Below are 16,074 nucleotides of genomic sequence, written 5' to 3' on the forward strand. Positions count from 1 at the left end.
GGTCGGTGATCGACATCACCGGCCGCGCACACCGCCTCAGCCGAACAGCGCGATCGTCGACGCCGCGAGCGCGGCCGAGCCCAGCACGAGGCCGATGGATCGGGCGTTGGCGCGTGCTGTCACGGTCGCGGTCTCCCCACCGCCGGCGCCGGCGAGCAGCCGGGTCTCGATGACACGGCCGACCTCCTCGGAGTTGGCCGAGACGGTCTGCCCGGTCTCGGGCGGCAGGTCGAGCAGGTCGGGTGTCGGTTCGTCCGGTCGTGGCCGGCGGTACCGGCTACGGGCAGGCACCGCCCACGAGGAGTAGCGCTTCGTCGTCGTCACCAGGCGCAGACCCCAACGGGTGTCCACCGATTCCAACGCGCCCCACGGGATGGTGACGGTCCGCCACACGTTCGCGAGGTCGACGCCGTCGGCATCGACGCGCACGTGCGGCTCCCAGAATACCGCCCAGGCCAGCGCGGCTCCCGCAAGCGCCACCGGCCCGTACGCCGCCAGCTCAGCGAAGCCGCCGTTGACGAACACGGCGACGACGACCAGGGCGCAGGCCACCCAGCAGGCGATCGCCATCCGTCTGCTCGGCCACGGGCGGACCAGGAGGGTCGAACTCATGGGAGTCATCCTCTCGCGACACAGCCGCACCGGCCGCGCACGACGAGAGGGAGGCCCCGGCTGCGCGTGGCAGCCAGAACCTCCCTCTCGATCACGACCGTGGGGTCGCGGCGGCGAGTGAGCAGATCACTCGGCGACGTAACCCCAGTTCTCCGGGCGCATCTGGTGGAACCCGTAGGCGCCGTAGTTGGCCAGGTTGCTGACCGTCGCGTAGATCTGCGGCCGCTGGTAGAGCGGCAGCGTGTGCCCGGACTCCCAGATCATCTGGTCGACCTCGTTGGCGAGCTCCGTCCGCCGCTCCGGGTCAGCCTCGGAGTCCACCTCGCGGATGAGCTCGTTGAGCTCCGGGTTGTTGAGGTTGGCGTAGTTGGACTCGTTGGTCTCCGGGTTGCCGTAGATCTGGGCGATGTTCGCCAGTGGGTACTGCGTCCCGAGCCAGGAGAAGGCGATCATCTGGAAGTCGCCGTTCGACAACGCCTCGCCCCAGGTGGCCACATCCTGCTGCTGGAGCTGGACGTCGATACCGATCTCGCGGAGCTGCTCCTGGATGAGCTGGCCCTCGTTCTCCGAGACCGGCACGCCGGTGAGCACCATGAACCGCACCTGCAGCGGCTCGCCGTCCCGCTCGCGGATGCCGGTCTCCTCGTTCATCTCCCAGCCGGCCTCCTCGAGCTGGGCGCTCGCGGCGTCCGGGTCGTAGGCGAACTCGCCAGTGTTGTCCTGGTAGCCGTCCTGACCGTTGACGTACAGGTGGTTGCCGAGCTGGAGCTGCAGCTCCTCGGGCAGGCCGGCGAGGTCGGAGGCCGCGATGGCCTCGCGGTTGATGCCCTTCTGGATGGCCTGACGGACCTCGAGCTCCTGGAGCACGCCGGCCTCGGAGTTGAACGTCACATGCCGCCAGTCGGGGGCCGCGGCGGTGCGGATCTCGGCGTCGGCCACCTGAGAGGCGGTGTTGTAGGCGTTCGGGTCCGGGCCGACCTCGAAGGCGTCCAGCTCACCGTTCTGGAAGGCGTTGGGCTGGGACTCGGTGCTCATCGCGTGGAACTGGACCTCGTCCAGCAGCGGCGCGTCGCCCCACCAGTTCTCGTTGGGAACGAGGGTGATGATCTGCTGCGCGTCGTTGATGTCGTCGATGACGTAGGGGCCGGTCCAGTCCTCCTCGTGGTACTCCAGCCACCGCTCGTTGAACATCTGGTCGTCGGCGATCGCCGAGGCCGGGACGACCTCGTCGAGCGGGGACTGCCAGTCCGGCCGGATCCCGTCGTAGGTGATGACGACCTGGAACTCGTTCTCGCCCTGCTCGACGGACTCGATGGCCTCGTACGGGCCGGTCTGGACGCACTGGACGTCGTTCGTGCCGTCGCAGATGGTCAGCGTGGCGGCGACGTCCTCCCAGGTGATCGACTCGCCCGAGTTCCACACCGCATCCGGGTTGAGGTTGAGCGTGACGACCTGCTGGTCACCCGAGTCGTCCACCTCGTAGTCCTCGAGGTAGTTGGGGTTCGGGCTCGGCACGCCCTCGGCGTCGTAGTCCCACATCCGCACGGCCATGAGGTCGCGGACGTCGTCGATGTCGCCCTCGTTGCCGTTGACGTGCATGGGGTTCCACTGGCTCGGCAGGCCCTCGCCGATGGCGATGCGGAGCGTGCCGCCCTGCTCGAGGTCCTCGCGGGCGTGGGAGTTGATGTCGATGACGTCGCCGTCGCCCTCGACGACGGCTCCTTCGCCACCGCCACCGCCGGCGTCGTCGCCGCCTCCCCCGTTGCCGCCGCCGCTGCATGCTCCCAGCACCAGCGCCATAGCGGCGCTGGTGGCGAGGATCGCGGCACCCTTTGTCGTGCGCACTGTGTGAACCTCCGTCGGATTGCTGCGAACGTGCGCGGAAGTCTCCGCCGGGGCGCAGATCACGGCTGCGGCACGCTCGATGACGAGTACTGAACCATGTTCGAATGTGACCTCCGGCACCTGCCGGCGGATTCGGGTCGAGTTGTGACCCAATTGAGACCGCCGGTTAACAGCCGCCGAAATCTGGCCGCATCGCTGCGGCGAGCGCTCAGAACACCTCCACGGCCTCGGCATAGTGACAGGCCGACTCCTGGTCCGCCGCCATGCGGCGCAGAGCCGGATCCTCCTCGATGCACAACTGCTGCTCCTGCTCGCTCAGCGTGAGGAACCGCTGGCAGCGGGTCCGGAACCGACATCCCGACGGCGGATTGGCCGGCGAGGGCAGATCCCCGCGCAGGATGATCCGCTCGCGCTCACGTTCCTTCTCCGGGTCCGGCACCGGGATCGCGGAGAGCAGCGCCTGGGTGTACGGGTGCGTGGGGTGCTCGAAGACCTGATCCACCTCGCCGATCTCGACGATGCGTCCCAGGTACATCACCGCCACCCGGTCGGCGATGTGCCGGACCACCGACAGGTCGTGCGCCACGAACAGGTAGGACAGGCCGAGTTTGGCGCGCAACTCGTCGAGCAGGTTGATGACACCGGCCTGGATGGAGACGTCCAGTGCACTGACCGGCTCGTCGAGGACCAGCAGCTTGGGTTCCAGCGCCAGGGCGCGGGCGATGCCGATGCGCTGCCGTTGCCCACCGGAGAAGTGCTGCGGGTAACGGTTGGCGTGGGAGGGCTCCAGGCCGACGAGGCCCATGAGCTCACGCACCCGACGTTCGATCTCCGTCTTGGGCACCCGATGGGCCGTCATCGGTTCGGCGATGATGTCGAAGACCGGCATCCGCGGGTCGAGGGAGGCCATCGGATCCTGGAAGACGACCTGGAGATCGCGGCGCAGCTGCTTGCGGGCGCTGCGCCCGACATGTGAGACGTCGTTGCCCAGGACGACGATCGTGCCGTCCTGCGGCGTTGTCAGGTCCAGCACCTCGAGCAGCGTCGTCGTCTTGCCGCAGCCGGATTCGCCGACGAGGCCGAGGGTCTCCCCGGCCCGGATGTCGAAGCTGATGCCGTCGACCGCCTGGACGGTGCCGATGCGGCGGCGGAAGACGCCCTTGGTCAGCGGGAAGTGCTTCTTCAGGCCGTCGACCCGCAGCACCTCCTCGCGTTCGTCACGCCGGCGCCGCGCGAGCTCGGCCTCGATGACCGGCGGCACAGGGTAGATGTCCGCGTGGTCCAGGTCGCCGCGGACGATCTCGCTCGAGCGATGGCAGGCCGAGCGGTGATCCGCGTGCCCGCGGGTGTGTTCGAGCGCTGGCTCGACCTCGCGGCAGACGTCCACGGCGAGCGGGCACCGAGGTGCGAACGGGCACCCGGCCGGCAGGTCGAGCAGGGACGGCGGGTTGCCCTCCACGGGCGCGAGCGCCGTCTTCTCCTCCTGGTCCGGTCGGGGGAGCGAGCCGAGCAGGCCGATGGTGTAGGGCATCGTGGACCGGTAGTAGATGTCGTCCACCGCGCCGTGCTCGACGACGCGCCCGGCGTACATCACGGCGACCCGGTCGGCGATGCCGGCCACCACACCCAGGTCGTGGGTGATCATGACGACGGCGGCCCCGGTCTCCCGCTGTGCCGTCTTGAGGACCTCGAGGATCTGCGCCTGGATCGTCACGTCCAGCGCCGTCGTCGGCTCGTCCGCAATGATGAGGTCGGGGTCGTTGGCGATTGCCATGGCGATCATCGCGCGCTGGCGCATCCCGCCGGAGAACTCGTGCGGGAACGCCCGGAACCGCACCTGCGGGTTGGGGATGCCGACCAGGTCGAGCAGCTCGACGGCGCGCGTACGGGCCTGTCTGTCCGAGACGCCGCCGTGGATGCGCAGGGCCTCGACGATCTGGTCGCCGACCGTGTAGACGGGGGTCAGGGCCGAGAGCGGGTCCTGGAAGACCATGCCGATCTGGTTACCGCGAACCTGCGACATGGCGGCGTCGGAGCGGCCGAGCAGCTCCGCCCCGTGGAGCCGGACCGAGCCGCTGACGTCGGCGCTCTCCGGCAGCAGCCCCATGACCGCCTGGGACGTGACGGACTTGCCGGAGCCGGACTCGCCGACGACGGCGAGGACCTCACCGGCGCCGACCTCGAAGCTCACCCCGCGCACGGCGTGGACCACGCCGTCCTCGGACGGGAACCGCACGCTCAGGTCGTCGACCGCGAGGACCGGCACGCCGTCCTGACTTCTCGGCACAGCGGCTCCTGGTCCGGCATCGCGGCTCACGGATCGGGTGCGGATGTTCACGCCTGGCCTCCGGACTTGGACGAGGGGTCGAGTGCGTCGCGCAGGCCGTCACCGACGAAGTTGATGAACACCAGCATCAGCGTCAGCGCGGTGGCCGGGGCGAGGAAGATCCACGGGTAGGTGGCGGCCATCCGCTGGCCCTCGGACATGAGCGTGCCGAGCGAGGTCTCCGGGGCCTGCACGCCGAACCCGAAGAACGACAGCGTCGTCTCGCCGAGCACCGCGGCGGCCACGGCGAGGGTCGCGTCGATGATGAGCAGCGAGGAGATGTTCGGCAGCAGATGGCGGAACACGATCCGCGGGCCGGAGACACCCATGTAGCGCGCGGCGGTGACGTACTCGAGGTTCTTCACCCCGAGCGTCATCGACCGCACCACGCGGGCGGAGAGCATCCAGCCGAGCACCGACAGCAGGATGATCAGGGTGAGCACGGAGCCGCTGCTGCCGCTCCCCCACGTGGTCATGATGATCGCGATGACGAGCACGTTCGGCACGACGAGGAGGAGGTCGATCACCCACAGCGCGACGCGTTCGAACCAGCCCGAGAAGTACGCGGCGAAGGCGCCGACGGTGGCCGCGATGACGGTCTGCAGCAGGGCGACGCCGAGGCCGATCATCATCGACTTGCGCAGACCTTCGACGGTGAGCGCGAGGACGTCGCGGCCGGCCTGCGTGGTGCCGAGGAGGTGGTCGCCGCCCGGCGGCTGGAGGAACGCGGTCTGGTCGACCTCGCGGTAGCCGTAGGGCAGCACCAGCGGGGCGCCGAGCGCGACGAGGACGAGCAGGAGATACCCGATCAGCCCGACGACGGCGGTCCTGTTGCGCCGGAACCGCCGCAGCACGATGCGGCCGCGCGAGAGACGGCGGGTGTCCGGCTGCTCGTCGGCCTCACCCTCGGGGGCAGCCGGATTCTGCTGGAGACCGCCGGAGTTCAGGGCCGGGTCGGTGCCGAGTCCGGAGTTCATCGCCATGGGTCAGCTCACTCTCACTCGGGGGTCCAGGACGGCGACGAGCACGTCCGAGAGCGTGGCGCCGATGAGCACGCACACGCCCGCGAACGCCGCGAACGCCACCGAGCCGTGCACGTCCATCTGCTGGATCGCCTGGACGCCGTAGATGCCCATGCCGTGCCAGTTGAAGATCAGTTCGACGAACAGCGAACCGAGGACGAGTTGGGCGACGGTGAAGGCGAAGTAGGTGCCGGTCGGGATGAGGGAGGTGCGCAGCGCGTGCTTACGCAGGGCCGTGCCGCGCCGCAGGCCCTTGGCACGGGCGGTGCGCACGTAGTCTGCGCCGAGCGTGTCGAGCATGAGGTTGCGCTGGATGCGGCTGTAGAACGCGATGCCGTTGAGCGCCAGCGACAGCGTCGGCAGCAGCAGATGCTGGAGCCGGTCGACGAGCTCCGCGCCGGGGTAGTCGCCGGTCTGGCCGGTCTCGCCGACGAACTCGAACAGCTGGAAGCCGAGGGCGTTGTTGGCCTGGATCGCCAGGAGCTGCAGGACGACGGCGATGACGAGGATCGGCGTCGAGATGAGGATGAGGGAGAAGAGGGTGATGACGCGGTCCGACGTCTTGTACTGGCGCACCGCCGTCCACGCGCCGACCGCGACGCCGATCACGATGCCGAACAACGAGCCGAGGGTGACCAGGCGCAGCGAGACCCAGATCCGGACGCCGATCTCGTCGTTGACGTGCTCACCGAACGGCGCCTGGCCCCAGTCCCATTGGGTGACGACGCCGGTCAGCCAGGTCCAGTACCGCTCGAGGAGCGGGATGTTGTTGCTGAGGTTGTACGCCTGCAGGGAGTCCTCGATGGTCTGCGGGTCGATCGGCGGGTTGCGCTCGAGGTACAGCGAACGCGGGTCGAGCGTGGTGGCCGCCAGTAGGTACACGAGCGAGACCGCGATGAACAGCAGGATCAGGTAGTTGAGGAACCTGCGTGAGATGAACAGGAGCATGGTCACGCTTTCGGGTCGTACGGGTCACGAGCGCCGACCCGGTCCGGGTCGCCTCCGTTCGCCGTCGGACGGATGGCACCGGCCGGTCGGGCCGACGCCGGCCCGGGGCCGACGCCGGCCCACTTTAACTGTCGCTTCGTTGCCAACATGTTGCCTCGTGGTGACGAGCCGGAGTGTCGGTCCGGCTCAGCGCCCACCGCCGTCGGCGACGTCGGGGACGTCCGGCCCGATCTCCAGCGAGGCACCGGGGATCGCGGCCAGCAGCTCTCGGGTGTAGTCCTGACGCGGGTTGTCGAAGACCTCGTCCGTCGTGGCGTGCTCGACGATCCGGCCCTTCTCCATCACCGCCACCTCGTCGGCGATCTGCCGGACGACGGCGAGGTCGTGCGTGATGAAGAGGTAGGTCAGGCCCAGCTCGGACTGCAGCTTGTCCAGCAGGGTGAGGACCTGGTCCTGGACCAGCACGTCCAGGGCCGAGACCGCCTCGTCGCACACCACGAGCGCGGGCTCGAGCGCGAGCGCACGCGCGATCGCCACGCGCTGGCGCTGGCCGCCGGAGAGCTCGTTGGGGTAGCGCCGCATGGTCGAGCGCGGCAGCGCCACCATCTCGAGCAGGTCGGCCACACGCTGGGCGCGCTCGGCCTTGGTGCCTACGCGATGGACTCGCAGCGGCTCCTCGATGATCCGGAAGATCGAGTACATCGGGTCGAGCGAGCCGTACGGGTTCTGGAAGATCGGCTGGACGCGCCGCCGGAAGTCGAACAGGCCACGCCGGTCCAGCGAGGCGAGATCGGTGCCCTCGAAGACCACGCTGCCGGACGTCGGCTCGAGCAGGCCGAGCAGGATGTTGGCGACGGTCGACTTGCCGGACCCGGACTCCCCCACCAGCGCGGTGGTGGATCCGCGGGGGATGGCGAAGGAGACGTCGTCGACGGCCTTGAACGCCTGCCCGGTGCCCGGAACGCCGCCGCGCAGCTGGAAGACCTTGGTGAGGTCGCTGACCTCGACGATGTGCTTGGCACGGTCGAGGTCGAGGTCCTCGTGGGCGCGCAGTTCCTCGGACTCCAGGCCCCGCTCACGGGCGCTCTCGATGCGCCGCGAGGTCAGCGACGGCGCCGAGGCGACGAGCCGCTGGGTGTACGGATGGCGCGGCTCGCGCAGGATCTGCCGGGCCGGGCCGGACTCGACCACCCGGCCTCGGTGCATGACCACGAGGTGCTCGGCGCGTTCGGCGGCGAGGCCGAGGTCGTGGGTGATGAACAGCACCGCGACACCGCGCTCGCGGGTGAGGCCCTCGAGGTGGTCGAGGATGGTGCGCTGGACCGTGACGTCCAGCGCGGAGGTGGGCTCGTCGGCGATGAGCAGCCGTGGGCGCCCGGCCAGTCCGATGCCGATGAGGGCACGTTGGCGCATGCCGCCCGAGAACTCGTGGGGGTACTGGCGGGCGCGCCGCTCGGCATCGGGCAGACCGGCGGCCTCGAGGACCCGGGTGACCTCGGCGTCGGCCTCCTTGCCGGAGGCGATGTTGTTGGCGATGAGCGCCTCGCGGACCTGGAACCCGATCTTCCACACCGGGTTGAGGTTGGACATCGGATCCTGCGGCACCAGGCCGATCTCCTGGCCGCGGAGCTCCTCCATCTCGCTGCGGGAGGCACCGACGAGCTCGCGGCCGAGGTATCGGATGGATCCGCCCGTGACCCGTCCGGTCCCGGGCAGCAGATCGATGATCGCGTGCGCCGTCGTCGACTTGCCGGAGCCGGACTCGCCGACGATCGCCACGGACTGGCCCGGGTAGACGGTGAGGTTCGCGCCGCGCACGGCGGGGACCATGCCGGTGGAGGACTTGAACGCGACCTCGAGGTCGCGGATCTCGAGCAGCGGGGTGTCGGGGTCGACGTCGCCGGCGAACTGCGTCTCGGTGGAGGTGGTGGTCATCGTTCACGCTGCTTCGGGTCGAGGGCGTCGCGCACGGCGTCACCCATCATGATGAAGCCGAGCACCGTCAGGGCGAGGGCTCCGGCCGGGTAGAAGATGATCTCGGCGTTGGTCCGCACCGCGCGCTGGCCGGCGGAGATGTCACCACCCCAGGAGACGATGTTCTCCGGCAGTCCGAGGCTGAGGAAGGACAGCGTCGCCTCGGCGACGATGAAGATGCCGAGCGCCACGGTGGCGTAGACGATGATCGGCGCGGCCGCGTTGGGCAGCACGTGGCGGACGAGGATGGACCCGCGGCCCATGCCGAGGGAGCGTGCCGCGGTGACGAAGTCGTTGTTCTTCACGCTCATCACCGAGCCGCGCGTGATGCGGGCGATGTTGGTCCAGCCGAACGAGGCGAGCACGACGGCGACCATCACGGCGTCACGGTCGGTGAAGACCTGCATGATGACGATCGCGGCGAGCACGATGGGGATGGCGAAGAAGATGTCGGTCAGGCGCGAGAGCACCGAGTCGATCCAGCCGCCGAAGTATCCGGCGACGGCGCCGATCGTCGCCCCGACGACGATGACGATCGCAGTCGCCAGGACGCCGACCGTCACCGAGGCCCGCGCGCCGTAGATGGTGCGCGAGAAGATGTCGCAGCCCTGCTGGTCAAAGCCGAAGGGGTGGCCGGGTGCCGGCGGACCGTACGAGTTGCCGAGGTCGCAGTCGCGGCGCGGGTCGATCGAGGTGAACAGCTGCGGGAACAGCGCGACCACGCAGACGACGACGATGATGGCGGCCGAGACCCAGAAGATCGGCCGGCGGCGCAGCTTCCGCCACGCCTCGGACCACATCGACGAGGGGGCCCCGGAGTCGTCGACGGCGTCGACGGCGCCGAGGCCCGTCTCGTCCGTCTCGGCGAAGAAGTGCTCCTGGTGGCGCCGCGCAGCCACCGGGCTGCGGCCGCCGTCGGTGTTCTCAGGCATAGCGGATCCTCGGGTCCAGGGCGGCGTACAGCAGGTCCACGAGCAGGTTCGCGAGGATGTACACCACGACCAGCACGGTTGTCAGCGAGACGACGGTCGAGGACTCCCCGCCGATGATCGCGCGGTACAGGGTCCCGCCGACGCCGTTGATGTTGAAGATGCCCTCGGTGACGATGGCCCCGGCCATGAGCTGGCCGAGGTCGGCACCGAGGAAGGTCACGACCGGGATGAGCGAGTTGCGCAGGACGTGCACCCGCACCACCCGGCCGCGGCTCAGGCCTTTCGCGGTGGCGGTGCGCACGTAGTCCGCGGCGCGGTTCTCCGCGACCGACGTGCGGGTCAGGCGGAGCACGTAGGCCAGGGACACGGCGCCGAGCACGATCGCCGGCATGAGGAGGCTCTCGAAGTCGGGATCGTTCCCGGCGGTCACCGGCAGCCACTCGAGCTGGACCCCGACGAAGAACTGCAGCACGAAGCCGATGACGAAGGTCGGCACGGCGATGACGAAGAGACTGACGACCAGCACCGTGGCGTCGAACACGCCACCGCGGCGCAGGCCGGCGAAGAGACCGAGCAGGATGCCGAGGACGGCCTCGAAGATCAGCGCCATGACGCCGAGCTGGAAGGTGACCGGCAGCGCGTCCGCCACGACGTCGATGACCTCGCGGCCGGAGAATGTCACCCCGAAGTCCAGGGTGACGACGCCCTTGAGGTAGAGCAGGTACTGGATGAGGAACGGCTCATCGAGGTTGTACTGCTCGCGGATACGGTCCGCCACCTGCTCCGGCAGCCCGCGCTCACCGCCCAGGGCCGCGACCGGGTCCCCCGGCATGGAGAACACCATGAAGTAGATGAGGAGTGTCGCCCCGAGGAACACGGGTATCAGCTGCAGCACTCTGCGCCCGATGTACCGGAGCATGAGCCTGGTCTCCTTCTTTCTCGGCCGACGGCCAACACGTCAATGCGACCGGATCTCCGGCCGCGACCGCGTGCACGATACGCCGTCTCGACGGCCTCGAGCGATCACGGCACGGCAGCGGCGAGGGACGGGACCTGTGCAGCCCCGCCCCTCGCCGGCTTCAGCGACGTTGCGCTGCGGTCTCGATCACTCCTGCTTGGTGACGGGGTAGAGGATCGGGTCACCGTTCCAGGAGAACTCGACGTTGTCCACGAGGGTCGAGTGCCCACCGGTGGTGTTCTGGTACCACAGCGGGATACCCGGCAAGTCCTCGAAGAGCACGCCCTGCGCCTGGATCAGCAGTTCGTTGGCCTCTTCCGGGGTCTCGGCGGCGTTCGCCTGGCTCACGAGCTGCTCGAACTCCTCGTTCGCGTAGCCCATGTCGTTGGAACCGGCGCCCTCGGTGTAGATGGGCGCGAGGAAGTTGCTCAGCGTCGGGTAGTCACCGAGCCAGCCGCCGCGGTAGATGCCGCGAACGGCCTCGTTGTCACGGTCGTCCAGGAACTCCTGGAACGTCGGGTATCCGTCCATCTGGCACTCGACGTCCAGCGCGCTGCGGATCGAGTTGCACGCCGCCTCGACCCACGCCTGGTGGTCGGAGTCGGTGTTGGTCGCGATGAGGATGGGCTCGTCGCCCCACGGCTCGATCTCCTCGGCCTGCTGCCACAGGTCAGCCGCCTCGTCCGGTGCGTACTCCAGCACCTCGTTGCCCGGCACGTCCTCGGTCCAGCCGTCGATCACCGGCGAGGTGAAGTCGACCGCCGGGGTCCGGCTGCCGTTGAAGATCGCCTCGGTGATCTCCTCGCGGTTGATGGCCATGGAGATCGCCTGGCGGCGCAGGTGGCCCGCCTCGCCCGCGTACTGGTCGAGGTACTCGGGCACGTTGAGCACCTGGATGGTGGCGGCGGGCTCGTTCGTGGCCCGGTCGCCGAGCTCCTCCTCGAAGGTGGCGAACGCGGAGGCCGGGATGTTGTCGACGATGTCGATGTTGTCCGACAGGAGGTCGTTGTACATCGAGTCCTCGTTGTCGTAGATGACGAACTCGACGCCACCGTTCTGCGGCTCGCGGTCGCCCGCGTACTCCGGGTTCGGCACCAGGCTGATGCTGTTGCCGTGGTCCCAGGCGCCCTCGCCGTCCATCATGTACGGGCCGTTGCCGATCGGGTTCTCCCCGAACGCCTCCATGTCCTCGAACGCGGACTCCGGCAGCGGGTAGTACGCCGAGTAGCCCAGGCGCATCGGGAAGTCGGACTCGGGCTGGTTGAGCGTGACGGTGAAGGTCAGGTCGTCCTGGACCTCCAGGCCGGTCAGCTCGCTGTCCTCCTCGTAGGAGAAGCCCTCGATCGACTCGAAGAAGTAGCTGTTGTTCTGCGCGTTGGAGGCCAGCGCGCCGTAGTTCCAGGCGTCGACGAAGCTGTTGGCCGTCACCGGCGAGCCGTCGGAGAACGTCCAGCCGTCCTCGAGGGTGATCGTGAAGGTCTGGTTGTCCTCGGTCTCGATGGACTCCGCGACCTCGTTGTGCACCTCGCCGTCGGCGTCGTAGTAGACGAGCCCGGCGAAGAGCTGCGTGATGACCTTGCCGCCGCCGTTCTCGTTGGTGTGGGTCGGGATGAGCGGGTTCTGCGGCTCGTTCGTGTTGACCGAGACGATGCCGCCGCCGGCACCCTCGCCCTCACCGCCGTCTCCGGATCCGTTGCCGCCGTCGTCGCCCGACCCGCCGCAGGCGGCGAGGACGAGCGCGGCGGCGATAGCGGACGCAGCAATGCCCGCGGTACGCCTGGTCTTCAATGTTCCTCCTGGTGACTGAGCAGACTGCTCGCCCGCTGCGCCATCGGCTGTTTCGGCACAGGGCCACCCGGCCCCGGCAGCGGGATTGGGTAGGACCCTAAGACGCGTGCGAAGTGTCACCGAATCCGCGGGCCCGATCGTTACAACATCGTGACCGCATTGTGAGACCGACGACACATCCGGGGCAAGCCCACCACGCCGGGTGCACCGGGTGTGATCGGCACGGTGCCGCGGATTCGGGGACCGGAAGACCGGCGGGCGGCCTGGTGTGTCGTGTCCATGGTTTTTCCCTGCGGGTTGCAGGTGCGCCACCGCCCGTACAACCGTGGGAGATGTCCGAGGCGCGTGCGTACTGCCGACGGTGGGCGTAGGCGTCACCCGGCCCGGCCTCGTGCCGGCCCAGCACCGCACCGACGACAGGAGACACAGTGCTCACCCTGACCGACAACGCCCAGGCCGCCGTCAAGGGCCTGACCAGCGAGGCCAACCTTCCCGAGAGTGGTGGCGTGCGCATCGCTCTCACCGAGGACCAGAGCCAGCTCGAGATGAGCCTGGTGACCGAGCCGGAGGCGAGCGACGAGGTCATCGAGACCGAGGACGCCCGCGTCTTCGTCTCGGCCGAGACCTCCCCGATCCTCTCCAGCCACACGCTCGACGCCGGCCAGACCCAGGACGGCATCGGGTTCAGCCTCAAGCCGCAGGACCAGCCCGAGGAGGCTCAGGAGGCCTGAGTCCGGGGAGAACGCCGGATCGGCCGGCGCGCCCGCACGATCGGGCGGCTGTCCGGTTCGGTCGGGCGGCTGTCCGGCTCTTCCGATACGCAGCGTGGCCACGCTCTCAGTTCGAGGGCGTGGCCACGTTGCGTGTGGGGCCGGATCTCACGGGAGGTGGGCCCCGGATCTCACGGGAGGACGGATTCAAGCCTCACCGTGGCACGACGTCGAACCGCCGGTTGGCGAGGGACGGGTTGCGATGCCGCACAGCCTCGATCGTGGCCGCCTCGACATCGACGACGGCGACGTCCGGCTCCTCATCGAGAGAGGCGAGGATCTCGCCCGAGGGGTCGACTGCCAGTGACCGTCCGGTGCGGTACCGGCCGCACTGGCCGGCAGCGAGAACGTAACTCGTGTTCTCCAGTGCTCGGGCGCGGACGAGCACCTCCCAGTGCGCCACCTTCCCGGGTCCGGCCATCCACGCGGCCGGCACGAGCAGGACGTCGGCGCCCGCATCGACGAGGAAGCGGCCCATCTCCGGGAACCGCAGGTCGTAACACGTCATGACGCCGACCGTGAGGTCGCCGACGGGCAGCACCATCGCCTCGGGTGGCGCAGCGATCAGCCGGTCGGACTCGCGGTCACCGAAGGCGTCGTACAGGTGCACCTTGCGATAGCTGCCGGCACGTGTCCCGTCGGGGCCCGCGATGACGACTGTGTTGGCCGGGCGCTCCCCCGTCGCTTCGGTCATCCCGGCGACGACGGTGATGCCGTGGTCGCGGGCGAGCAACCCGAGGGCGGTGACGAAGGGACCGTCCAGGGCCTCGGCCTCGGCGCGCAGACCATCGGCGGTCGGTCGCGCGCTCCAGGTCATCGCGTACTCCGGGAACAGGACGAGTTCGGCGCCCTGCCTCGCCGCGCGGGCCGTGAGGTCACCGATCGCCGCCCGGTTGGCGTCCTTGTCCTCGGTCACGTCGAACTGAGCCACCGCCATACGCATGATGCCGAGCGTACGGCGAGCTGGACCGCGCGGCGCCCGGAGCTCGAGCGGCGGGACCGGCAGGCGGTGTGGTGCTGACTGGCCGGTTGGTCTGACGGGCGGCGGCGTGCTGGCGGCTGGTGGTGCCGACTCGCGGTTGTGGTGCCCGAGCGCCCTCCATCCCCGCTCCGGTGCCGATCGCAGGCTCGTGTCCGCACCAAGGAATGCGTGCGCACCAAGGCTCGCGTCCGCAACAAGGCTCCCGTCCGCGCCAAGGAGCGCGCGGCCTCTCGATAGAGTCGGAATCGCCCTGCCCCGACGTCGGAGCTCGTCTTGGCCGCCTTCCTCACCGTGCTCGCCGCTACCCTGGCCGCCGGTGTGGTGGCGCGGCTGGCACGCCTGCCTCCCCTGGTCGGCTTCCTCGCCGCCGGCTTCGGCCTGCACGCGGCCGGACTTCAGGAACCGCCCGGTCTGGAGATGCTCGCCGACCTCGGGGTCACGCTCCTGCTCTTCGGCATCGGCCTCAAATTGGACGTGCGGTTTCTGCTGCGCCGCGAGGTCTGGCTGACCACGGTGGCGCACGCGGCGGCGAGCGTCGTCGCCGCGGCTGCGCTCCTCGGCCTCCTCGCGGCAGTCGGCCTCCATCTCCTCGCGGGCGAAAGCGCGCGGACGTTGGCGCTGGTGGCGTTCGCGCTGTCGTTCTCCTCGACGGTCTTCGTCGTGAAGATCCTTGACGAGCGCAGTGATGCACAGTCGCTGTACGGCCGGCTCGCCGTCGGAATCCTCGTGGTGCAGGACGTCGCCGCCGTGGTCTTCCTGGTGACCTCGGAGGGCGAGCCGCCCAGTCCGTGGGCCCTGGCGTTGGTGCTGCTCGTTCCGGCGGCGTGGGGCTTTCGCCGCCTGTGGGATCACGTCGGCCACGGAGAGATGCAGACCCTGTTCGGTCTTGCGATGGCCCTGCTGCCCGGTTACGCCCTGTTCGAGGCGGTCGGGATCAAGGGGGATCTCGGTGCACTGGTCATGGGCGTCCTGCTCGCCTCGCACCCGGCGTCGGGCGAGGTCGCGAAGTCGTTGCTGACCGTCAAGGACCTGCTGCTGGTCGGGTTCTTCGTCTCCGTAGGGATGGCGGCGACCCCGACGGCGGAGGCTGCCGGCCTCGCTGTGCTGCTCCTGCTGCTCCTGCCGGTCAAGGCAGTGGGTTTCGTGCTGCTCATGCGCGCCATGGGTTTGCGCTACCGCACGTCGTTCCTCGCCGGAATGGCACTGGGCAACTACTCGGAGTTCGGGCTGATCGTGGCCTCGGTCGGGGTCGCGGCCGGGCTGCTGGCCGAGACGTGGCTGACGGTGATCGCCTTCGCCGTCGCGCTCGGCCCCGTCGTCGCGGCGATCGCGAACCGGTTCGGCTACGAGCCGGTGGACCGCCTGGCCGCACGCCTGCCGGAACGGGTCGAGCGGTTACACCCGGACGACCGACCCATCGACATCGGTCATGCGCAGGCACTGGTGCTCGGAATGGGCAGGGTCGGCAGGTCGACGTACGAGCAACTCACCGAGGTGTACGGGCTCTCGGTAATCGGGGTCGAACACGACACGGCGCGCGCGACGGCGCTGCGCGAGGCGGGCTTCGACGTCGTGCTCGCTGACGCGACGGACGCGGACTTCTGGCTGCGGGTCAATCGCGGCGGGGACGTGCGCATCGCGGTACTCGCGATGCCTTTCCACGGGTCGAACCTGGCCGCGCTGGAGGAGTTGCGGCGGACGGGCTTCACCGGACGGGTCGCGGCCATCGCGCAGTACGACGACGACGCACACGAGTTGCGCGAACACGGCGCGGACGTCGTCTTCCACCTCTACGGCAGTGCCGGGACGGCTCTGGCCGACGGGGCGGCCGAGGCCGCGGCGGCACCGGAGGAGTGAAGCCGGCACCGTCGCCGCAGCACGGGAGAAGTGAAGCCGGACCCGCCGCCGCAGCACGGG

12 protein-coding genes are annotated in these 16,074 nt (G+C 69.4%); 2 read left to right on the plus strand and 10 right to left on the minus strand.

The features are described from left to right. Positions 1–36 precede the first annotated feature (36 nt). The 9 genes from ACFSE6_RS04460 to ACFSE6_RS04500 all read right to left on the minus strand — a co-directional run bounded on the left by ACFSE6_RS04460 (position 37) and on the right by ACFSE6_RS04500 (position 12,405). The gene (locus tag ACFSE6_RS04460) at positions 37–612 is read right to left on the minus strand and encodes a PH domain-containing protein (RefSeq protein ID WP_388002606.1); all 576 of its coding nucleotides are present in this window, start codon (positions 610–612) and stop codon (positions 37–39) included. A 126-nt stretch (positions 613–738) separates the two neighbouring features. Beyond that, a complete protein-coding gene (locus ACFSE6_RS04465; protein ID WP_388002609.1) occupies positions 739–2,457 on the minus strand; it encodes an ABC transporter family substrate-binding protein in 1,719 nt (572 codons plus the stop codon). 208 nt (positions 2,458–2,665) lie between these two features. Continuing rightward, positions 2,666–4,774 carry an ABC transporter ATP-binding protein gene (locus ACFSE6_RS04470; protein WP_465254122.1) on the minus strand — a complete coding sequence of 703 codons (2,109 nt, stop codon included), beginning with the start codon at positions 4,772–4,774 and terminating at the stop codon, positions 2,666–2,668. Positions 4,775–4,791: 17 nt separating this feature from the next. Then, complete coding sequence (locus ACFSE6_RS04475) at positions 4,792–5,766, minus strand: ABC transporter permease (RefSeq protein ID WP_388002615.1); 975 nt, start codon at positions 5,764–5,766, stop codon at positions 4,792–4,794. A gap of 3 nt (positions 5,767–5,769) precedes the next feature. Next, entirely contained in the window at positions 5,770–6,753 is a 984-nt protein-coding gene (locus tag ACFSE6_RS04480) for an ABC transporter permease (RefSeq protein ID WP_388004012.1), read from the minus strand. Between the two features lie 186 nt (positions 6,754–6,939). Then, positions 6,940–8,688, minus strand: coding sequence for a dipeptide ABC transporter ATP-binding protein (locus ACFSE6_RS04485; protein WP_388002618.1), 1,749 nt, complete (start codon positions 8,686–8,688; stop codon positions 6,940–6,942). Then, a complete protein-coding gene (locus ACFSE6_RS04490) occupies positions 8,685–9,659 on the minus strand; it encodes an ABC transporter permease (protein ID WP_388002621.1) in 975 nt (324 codons plus the stop codon). The genes ACFSE6_RS04485 and ACFSE6_RS04490 overlap by 4 nt, the downstream gene beginning before the upstream one ends. Then, a complete protein-coding gene (locus ACFSE6_RS04495) occupies positions 9,652–10,578 on the minus strand; it encodes an ABC transporter permease (protein WP_388002624.1) in 927 nt (308 codons plus the stop codon). Before ACFSE6_RS04495 ends, ACFSE6_RS04490 begins: the two co-directional genes overlap by 8 nt. Before the next feature lie 186 nt (positions 10,579–10,764). Beyond that, on the minus strand, positions 10,765–12,405 hold the full coding sequence (locus ACFSE6_RS04500; RefSeq protein WP_388002627.1) for a peptide ABC transporter substrate-binding protein: 1,641 nt from the start codon (positions 12,403–12,405) through the stop codon (positions 10,765–10,767). A 428-nt stretch (positions 12,406–12,833) separates the two neighbouring features. Here ACFSE6_RS04500 and ACFSE6_RS04505 point away from each other — a divergent pair, with 428 nt between their 5' ends. Continuing rightward, on the plus strand, positions 12,834–13,136 hold the full coding sequence (locus ACFSE6_RS04505; protein ID WP_388002630.1) for an iron-sulfur cluster biosynthesis family protein: 303 nt from the start codon (positions 12,834–12,836) through the stop codon (positions 13,134–13,136). A 193-nt stretch (positions 13,137–13,329) separates the two neighbouring features. On the opposite strand, the gene ACFSE6_RS04510 is transcribed toward ACFSE6_RS04505, so the two are convergent. Continuing rightward, the gene (locus ACFSE6_RS04510; protein WP_388002633.1) at positions 13,330–14,118 is read right to left on the minus strand and encodes a carbon-nitrogen hydrolase family protein; all 789 of its coding nucleotides are present in this window, start codon (positions 14,116–14,118) and stop codon (positions 13,330–13,332) included. A gap of 312 nt (positions 14,119–14,430) precedes the next feature. Here ACFSE6_RS04510 and ACFSE6_RS04515 point away from each other — a divergent pair, with 312 nt between their 5' ends. Continuing rightward, the gene (locus ACFSE6_RS04515; RefSeq protein WP_388002635.1) at positions 14,431–16,014 is read left to right on the plus strand and encodes a cation:proton antiporter domain-containing protein; all 1,584 of its coding nucleotides are present in this window, start codon (positions 14,431–14,433) and stop codon (positions 16,012–16,014) included. The last annotated feature ends 60 nt before the right edge of the window (positions 16,015–16,074 follow it).

The organism is Georgenia deserti (assembly GCF_042680605.1).
GTDB lineage: Bacteria > Actinomycetota > Actinomycetes > Actinomycetales > Actinomycetaceae > Allobogoriella > Allobogoriella deserti.

Excerpts from the sequence above, each read along its gene's own strand:
- ACFSE6_RS04460 (WP_388002606.1), bottom strand. The coding sequence starts at position 612 with ATGAGTTCGACCCTCCTGGTCCGCCCGTGGCCGAGCAGACGGATGGCG.
- ACFSE6_RS04475 (WP_388002615.1), bottom strand. The coding sequence starts at position 5,766 with ATGGCGATGAACTCCGGACTCGGCACCGACCCGGCCCTGAACTCCGGC.
- ACFSE6_RS04480 (WP_388004012.1), bottom strand. The coding sequence starts at position 6,753 with ATGCTCCTGTTCATCTCACGCAGGTTCCTCAACTACCTGATCCTGCTG.
- ACFSE6_RS04485 (WP_388002618.1), bottom strand. The coding sequence starts at position 8,688 with ATGACCACCACCTCCACCGAGACGCAGTTCGCCGGCGACGTCGACCCC.
- ACFSE6_RS04490 (WP_388002621.1), bottom strand. The coding sequence starts at position 9,659 with ATGCCTGAGAACACCGACGGCGGCCGCAGCCCGGTGGCTGCGCGGCGC.
- ACFSE6_RS04495 (WP_388002624.1), bottom strand. The coding sequence starts at position 10,578 with ATGCTCCGGTACATCGGGCGCAGAGTGCTGCAGCTGATACCCGTGTTC.
- ACFSE6_RS04510 (WP_388002633.1), bottom strand. The coding sequence starts at position 14,118 with ATGCGTATGGCGGTGGCTCAGTTCGACGTGACCGAGGACAAGGACGCC.